The following is an 8188-nucleotide window of genomic DNA, read 5'->3' on the forward strand; positions in this document are numbered from 1 at the left end:
AGCATTAGGGTCATACTGGTTCAATGATTTAACCAAATTACCGCCATGAAGATCACCAGAGCGTTCTCCGGCTATTAAATAATATTTCATGGAATCAGTAAATTTTGTTAACCATAGTATTCTACAAAGTTTCTAGGTGTCTCGTAGAGTTTTATACAGTGAAGCTGTGCGGTTGAAGTAATGGTATCAAGGTTTTCATTAAGTATCCTCCAAAACTCAATGACCAAATTTTCAGTGCTAGCCATTTTTCCAGCCATGAAATCAACATCAAGGTTTAGGTTTTTATGATCCACCTTCTCAACTATTTCGGATCTTATAAGCCTGCTCAACTTTTTCAAGTCAACTACAAACCCAGTGTCAGGATCAGGGTCGCCTTTTACCGTCACAATAATTTCAAAATTATGCCCATGCCAGTTGGCATTAGCACAAGGGCCAAATACTTCTTCATTTTTCTCAGCACTCCAATTTGGATTGTACAGTTTATGTGCTGCGTTAAAATGCTCATGTCTACTAACAAAAACCATCTCTCTGAATTATTTAGCAAAGATAGCAAAGCCATTATTTATTAATACCTTTTAATTTATTGAAATCATTAGGTTAATTTGTTCAAAATCTAAATTCATGATAGTAGTTACAGGCGCAGTAGGGTTTATTGGCAGTCAATTGATAGAAAAACTTAACAATGAAAATTTCAACGATATCATTGCTGTAGATAATTTCGATCGAGAAGATAAGAACAAAAACTTGTTAGGGCTCAAGATCAAAGAGAAAATTGATCGGGATATTTTTATTCAATGGCTATCAAAAAATGGTAAAGCAGTTGAATTTATATTTCACATTGGTGCCAAAACAGATACCACACTATTTGATGTAGAGCTATTGACTAAAATGAATACCCAGTACACTAAGGATATATGGAAACTGTGTATTGAACATCAAATTCCATTGGTCTATGCATCCTCTGCAGCCACTTATGGACTTGGTGAGTTTGGCTATGATGACAACGAAGCAGAAATACCTAAACTCAAACCATTAAACCCGTATGGCCAGTCAAAGCAAGATTTTGACGTTTGGGCACTCGAGCAAGAAGAAAAGCCTTTCTTCTGGACAGGTTTAAAGTTCTTTAATGTTTATGGGCCTAATGAATATCATAAAGGACGAATGGCATCTGTGGTATGGCATGCATATAATCAAATATTGAAAACAGATGCCATGAAGTTATTCCGTTCGCATAATCCAGACTATAAAGATGGGGAGCAAATGCGTGATTTCGTGTATGTAAAAGATGTGATAGACGTATGTTACTGGCTAATGCATCACCGAAAGGACTCTGGGATTTATAACCTTGGCAGTGGTAAGGCCAGAACTTTCTTAGATCTTACCATATCGGTTTTTAATGCAATGGATAAGAATGAAGATATTTCATTCATTGACACTCCAGAAGATATTAGAGATAAATATCAATATTTTACAGAGGCAAATATGGCTAAGTTAAAATCCATTGGTTATCCTAAAGAATTTACAACGCTTGAAGAGGGTGTTGAGGATTATGTGAAAAATTACCTCTTAAATCTTTAATAATAATAAATCACCAGATTCATCATTTCGTCTGTTGTATTCCATCCATAACCAACATCAACTGCGGGCGTGTTTGGATTAGCAGGATTTTCGGAAGTATTATCATACGTAGCCGTCACTAGTATTACTGATTGAGCTGGTATTTTAATTACATCATTAAACAGATAGGTGCTTTGCCAATTAAAATCCCATTCATCAATCTTAATTAGAGGAATAGCGTCACCATCGGGAGTTACTGCCAAAGCTTTAAAACTCTTGCCTAAATAGTGCATATGAGGAAGTATAGAAACAAGATTCATTTCTTCTTCAACGGTATAACTCACATAAAAAGTAGGTACTGTTTCAGCATGTAGATAAAATGGTTGATTAGAAATATGTGTTTCGCGTATTGCCAAAGTCTTTATTTCGTGCTCAACAGGTTCTTTGGTGTAGTATAGTTTGATTTTTGATTGATCATATTCAGTTTTGGAAGTCGGAGCATAATGAATATTTAAAAGAAGGTCCGTACCTGCGTACATTTTCTTACCCGTTCCCTCAGGATATAGCACTGGTAAATTTCCCGGCACCCAACCATACAAAAACTCATCAGCTAAAGGGATAGTCATAAACCTCTTTATTTCTGGGTCATACTCTGACATTCCGTCAATCTCATGCATGAGATTTGACGTATCAGCCATTATCCGGCTATGGTGAACTAACTGCTTATTTCCAGGTATAAACTCTACTGATTTCAAATAAACATCATCTTCTAAATTTGTTGGGATATTGAAAAAGCGATAATCTTCTATAGCTTGTTCAGATAACTCAAATGGTGAGTCCATTTCAATTACCAAATCGGCTTTTTGATCAACCAATAGATCCTTTATGACAGGTTTTGGTCCTTTAGACTTTCCCTTTTTAAAGCCCCCATTTACCCACGCCTGAATAGTAGCAATTTCTGCGTCTGAAAGTATTATCTGATTTTTATATGATTGAAATTCAGGATCAGCCTTCCATGGAGGCATATATTTGGTCTTAGTAACATACCCAATAAAGTTACCTTTAGATTTTACTTCATCATAAGTTGTTAATGGGAATGGGCCATAGCCTCCCTTTTTATGGCAAGGAGCGCAATTGGTGATTATTATTTCTTCAATGTTATCAAAATAAGTTACTTTTTGTCCATAACCAGTTACTGAACTGAGTAAGATAAACAAGGCAAGTAAAAGTTCCTTCATTTATTATTTCTATTTTGATATTATACAACCAATGGCCTCAGTTTTGGCAACTTCAACCTTTTCATTAGCAAGCGTCAAACTGATTGCATCTATTAAGTAATGCTCTGTAGGTTTTGCTCTATTTTTCCCTAAAGCATAGAACCAATTATTAATAGCTCCTTGATAAAGCACCTTATCGTTCTTAATAAGCAATACTTCAGGAGTTACTGAAATGTTAAATTTATTGATAAAGTTATTATTGTCATCAATGAGAATATCAAAATTGATATTATATTCTTTCCTAAACTCTTCCATTTGATTTGTAGAATATGTCTTGGGAAACAGCCCAATGAATGCTACTTCTTTATGAAAGATTGAATCCATTTCTCTAAGCGTATTTATATACTTAAGTGAGATTGGGCAATCAGGAGCTAAAAATATATATATTATTAAGTCCTTTTCTGCCCCATTGAAATCATGTCCTTGCTTTGCCTCTGTATTGTCAAAAAAGCAAAAAAGAAACATGGTCGATATGATAATACTAAGTCTTAATCCTCCCATATCAAATAATTACAAGTTATTTGGAACAAAAAAAAGACACGGATTTCTCCGTGTCTTTAAAATTAAGCAATTTATTATATTACTCGTTTTCTTTACATAAATCTAATGTAAGTATTCCTACGGGAGGAGAAGGTCCATATTTCGCGATTACATTACCACTTTCGGTAGTAATTGAAAATGTAACTTCTGAATCCCAGTCACCTGAAATATACTCAAACTGAACGCTAGTAGCTCCATCAGGAACAGTTACATCTACATCATTTGCAGCACCTTGAGCACTCGAAATAGTATATTCTGTAGAAACACCATCCACGATAACAGCTAATGCTCCACCATTCCATCCATCACCATACGAATCCTGCATCGACAAGGCGAAAGTTTGAGAAGGATCCTTAAGCACTTGACCACACTCAACTATCCAAGCAATTTGGCAGTTAGACCCAGGAACCTCTGTACATACAGATGGAGACCATCCTTCAAATACACGTCCATCAGATCCAGTTAATGACCAGGTTAAGATGAAGCTATCTCCATCTATAAAAGCCTGACCGCCAGCAACGTCTCTTGTAGGCTTACCAGCGTATGTAAATACATCAACAGTAGCATCATTACCATCATCATAGTTATAAGTGGTGCCAGCGAAAGCTGCCGCTAAATCAGCCTGAGTTAGAGTAAATGTAATATCTTCTCTGTTACCACCAGGGGTGGCAGTGCTTACCAGTTGGCTACCATGATTAGCAACGGCAGCATCACCGTTTACATTCACATAAGACTCACTCCAACTCACATAGAAATCTACGCTAGTTATTGTATTAGCCTGATCAACGGAAATCCATCTCCAGTCAAAAGTTAAGTCTACTGACTCATCTCCACGGATAAAGTTAGCCGCTGAACCATCTGCTATTTGTCCAAAAGTGTTAACTCCTGTTTCCCATGTAGGATTATTGATTTCTAGTAAATCCTCATCCTGACATGATATAGTTATTGTTACTAGTAACAATAACGTTATAAATAATTTATTAAATCTTTTCATGTTTTCTTTGAATTTATATTAATCCTTGTCCCAAAATACTCTATCAACATCATAAATAATTGTTGGTGTTGATGCATTCAAATTTAATTCAGCTTGAGCGTACGGAAGCCTCAATGGAAAACTTCTTGGTGTCTGCAATGGTGTTTGTAAAGTAGATGGGTAACCTGTTCTTCTGTAGGCATTGTATACCTCAAATCCATTTCCAAAATTAGCAAACCAAGCTTGCTTCATCATGTACTGAAGTTTTTGATCTGCATTACCACCAGCAGGATAATCATCAACGAGATCCTGTACATAAACATCAAAATCAGTATAGGTAATAGGGAAATCCCATGATGTAACATCATCGCTTGCCGCAGGATCTGCTGCAGTTCCAATAGCTATAACCTTATCCATTTGAGCTGACAAAGCTTCTTCTAGTAATTCTGTGTCTGACATACCAGTGTTCACTCCCAATCTAACTTGCGCTTCTAACATATAGAAGTAAGTCATCCATGAAGTAAGCATAGGGAAAATACCATCACCTCTACCTTTGTTTCCACCACCAGTCTCTGCAACATCATCCCAAAGACCTGCCGCTGGGTAAGCCGATGGAATTGTTCTTAAGGGGTTATCATTTGGAATACCTGATGGATCAGCTCTATCCCGACCAAAGAAACCAGCCAAATACTCCTCTTGATCAGCAGTCATACTACCAGGATCTACTTCGTAGATTCTGTTGGTCATGGCTGGGTTAGTCACCAAATAGCCATAAGTACAATCCGTTCTTTGAGAACAAGGGATAGTTTGCTTATCAGTTGGGTCAGCAATATCTAAAACGTCAGTAGTTTGCCTCTTAAAGTAGAATGGAACTCTAGGATCTCTATTTTCTAACATTTCAACCATCAACTGATGTCCAAAATATGAGTAACCTGCCTCACCACCTGCATATCCTGCCTGATACATCGGATGTCTGTCATCTGGGTTTTGAAGGCTTCCAAATTTGAATTGGAAATCTCTTGAACTACGGTCAATTAGATCATCATCAGCAATAAGAGCTGCAATGCCAGTCGCATCGTCAGTGTTAAGAAGAAGCTTTAACTTTATCGTCTTCGCTGCCCTTCTCCAGCTGGTTATATTTCCATTATAAATCAAATCACCAGTAACATCAACTGCACTAGTCAATGCAAAGTTGGCAACAGCTTTATCACAAAGTGCGATCAAATCTGCGTAGATAGCTGCATCATCATCATAACCAGGAGCTTTGTTTTCACTTCCTTTGAAAGCAGTAAAATAAGGAACGTCTCCCCACATATCCACCATTATTCCGAAATAGTAAGCTTTCATTACCTGCGCAACACCCAAATAATGAGGGTTATTTCCAGCTTCTTCAGCATCAATAATGATTTGTTCCAAATCTGCCAATGGGTTAGAATACAGATAATTCCATGTACCATTCCATGATCCGTTGGTCATGTTAAAATCATCAAAAGATGTATTAATTCCCATAAAGCCCATAGTGGCATCATTCAGTCCGCCAGCAAATGTTGAAATACCATTTAACTGTGCATTGGCCAATAAAAGATCCGCAGAAGCCGTAGTTGGGTTGTTTGGATCTTGATTTATATCTAAGTCGAAGATGTCACAAGATGTTACAGAAAATAACATTATGAAAGACATCGCACTAGCGACTATTTTTCTCTTAATATTTTTCATAAGTATTTCTAATTAAAAGGTTAATGATAAGTTAACTCCATAACGCTTAGTAGTTGGAGCACTACCATATTCAAATCCTTGAACGTTAGAATCAGGCAATTCACCTAATACCTCTGGGTCAAGATTTAGACCTTCCAAGACATTTGGTGCATTGAACCAAAGGTTACGTCCAGATATTGAAATAGAAGCCGATCCGAAAGGAGTCTTTTCAAGCAAAGACTTTGGAAGGCTATAACCTAAGCTAATTTCTCTTAGTCTGATAACAGTACCGTCATAGATATTTACCTCATCCTGACCATAAGCTCCCCATCCGTTAGAGAAGTGTGAGTCAAATGCAGAAATACCAATAGTATTTTGAATCTTGTTACCATTTTCATCCAATAAAGCTACATTGTTTTGAGTATCACCAAGTACACCTGGTACTACACGAATAGCTTCTCTATCTTCAGAAATTTTCAACTGACCTCTAAGCAACAATGAAGCTGCCGTAAACGAGTAGAAATCTCCACCCTGTTTCCAGTCAACCAAAGCTCTCAACGTAATACCTTTGAATGTAAAAGTGTTTGTCCATCCTAAAGTGAAGTCTGGGTTTGGATCACCTACAATATCAGAAGTTGGCAAAGCAAATGGCAGACCACTTTGAGGATCAATCAATAGATTGCCTTCATCATCTCTAGCATTACTAGAACCAAAGATCTGACCATAAGGAGCTCCATTTCTGAATATCGTACCTAAAGTTGAAGCTGGACCGCCTAGCAAAAGTTCTCCTGTTGGACCTGCATCAATAACTTCAGTTTTAATTTTCGTGAATGCGAAATAAGAATTCCAAGTAAAACCATTATTCAATTTAACAGGAGTAATGTCTAAACCAATCTCCCATCCAGCATTGTTCAACTCTCCTACATTAACTACCTCTTGACTATAACCAGTTGATCTTGCCAGATCGGCATTTAAGATCAAATCAGTTGACGTTCTGTTAAAATAAGTTAAGTCTACCCCAATTCTACTATTTAAGAATTGTGCTTCAAAACCTGCTTCATACTCTGAAGTAAACTCAGGCTTCAAATTAGGGTTACCCAATCTGTTACCTAGAGAAGCTCTGTTTATTGGTGCGCCTCCTGATGGAGTAAATGGTACTCCTATAGAATAAACATTACCTGTACGGTAAGGTGGTGCATCATTACCCACAGTGGCAATTGCAGCTCTTACTTTTAAGAAGTTTACAAACAATGGTAAGTCTACCATATCACTAACCACACCAGCTAAACTAGCAGATGGGTAGAAATAGCTATTATTTCCATCCGGAAGTGTAGATGACCAGTCATTTCTTCCCGTTAAGGTCAAATATAGATAATCATTGTATCCCAATACCACGTTAGTGTAAACAGCATAAAGTCTTCTTAGTGAAGCGAAATCAAGATCCACAATTTGAGTTGATGTACCATCAGTCAAGTTCAATCCTGTAGAAATGATATTATTTCCAGTTACTCTTCTTCTAGTTAACTCTCTTTGTTGCATATTCATTCCTAAGAGTGCATTAACACTTAGGTTGCCAAACTCTTTATTAGCTGTAGCAGTAAAATCGTAGTTCTGCTCTAAGTAAGCTAGGTCTTCAGTATAAACAAGTCCGTTAGGAATTTCAATACCCCCTTTTCTAACTACATTCCTTCTAGCTTCATGATATGTATTCATACCACCACGTGCCAGTACTGTTAACCAGTCTGTAACATCATAAGAAGCAGTCATACTTCCATAGGCTCTGTTTACTTCACTAGAATATATATTGTATTTAGCAATCCAACGAGGATTATCTAGTGCTCTATAAAATACATTGTTACCATTTACTGGGTTCTCAAATGGAAGTCCATTCAAATCAAAGTTTCTTGGTAAGTAAAATAACCTTGCGAAAATCGAACCTCCAGCGGCACCACCAAAATAATCGTTAAAAGCACTAGCTCCAGATTGTGGGGCCGACTGATTCGTATTAGTATAGTTGATAGTTCCAGATAGGAATAGACCATTATCCAACTGACCATTACCTCCAAAACTCATAGTAGTTCTAGAAGTTTCAGCATTAGGAATATAACTGTCATTATCCATTCTTGAGAAACCACCATTGATACTT

Annotated in this window: 7 protein-coding genes; 1 reads left to right on the forward strand and 6 read right to left on the reverse strand. The window is 37.0% G+C overall.

What is annotated here, in order from left to right:
* Nucleotides 1-107: 107 nt before the first annotated feature.
* Nucleotides 108-524 (reverse strand): 6-pyruvoyl trahydropterin synthase family protein, encoded by a 417-nt coding sequence (locus E1140_RS03255; protein WP_155178998.1) that lies wholly within the window; start codon nt 522-524, stop codon nt 108-110.
* 97 nt (nt 525-621) lie between these two features.
* Here E1140_RS03255 and rfaD point away from each other — a divergent pair, with 97 nt between their 5' ends.
* Nucleotides 622-1578 (forward strand): ADP-glyceromanno-heptose 6-epimerase, encoded by a 957-nt coding sequence (gene rfaD / locus E1140_RS03260; protein ID WP_155179000.1) that lies wholly within the window; start codon nt 622-624, stop codon nt 1576-1578.
* Here rfaD and E1140_RS03265 read toward each other — a convergent pair.
* The 5 genes from E1140_RS03265 to E1140_RS03285 all read right to left on the reverse strand — a co-directional run.
* Entirely contained in the window at nt 1575-2795 is a 1221-nt protein-coding gene (locus tag E1140_RS03265; RefSeq protein ID WP_155179002.1) for a monooxygenase, read from the reverse strand. The two genes, rfaD and E1140_RS03265, sit on opposite strands and share 4 nt — an antisense overlap.
* A 9-nt stretch (nt 2796-2804) precedes the next feature.
* A complete protein-coding gene (locus E1140_RS03270; RefSeq protein WP_155179004.1) occupies nt 2805-3335 on the reverse strand; it encodes a redoxin domain-containing protein in 531 nt (176 codons plus the stop codon).
* A 79-nt stretch (nt 3336-3414) separates the two neighbouring features.
* Nucleotides 3415-4368, reverse strand: a complete 954-nt coding sequence (locus tag E1140_RS03275; RefSeq protein ID WP_155179006.1) for a hypothetical protein — start codon at nt 4366-4368, stop codon at nt 3415-3417.
* A gap of 18 nt (nt 4369-4386) precedes the next feature.
* Nucleotides 4387-6063: a SusD/RagB family nutrient-binding outer membrane lipoprotein gene (locus E1140_RS03280; RefSeq protein ID WP_155179009.1), complete on the reverse strand. Its 1677-nt coding sequence runs from the start codon at nt 6061-6063 to the stop codon at nt 4387-4389.
* Between the two features lie 12 nt (nt 6064-6075).
* Nucleotides 6076-8188 (reverse strand): TonB-dependent receptor domain-containing protein (locus tag E1140_RS03285; protein ID WP_155179011.1); only part of this gene is annotated, 2113 nt, incomplete at its 5' end.

The organism is Fulvivirga lutimaris, assembly GCF_009711525.1.
Classification (GTDB): Bacteria; Bacteroidota; Bacteroidia; order Cytophagales; family Cyclobacteriaceae; genus Fulvivirga; species Fulvivirga lutimaris.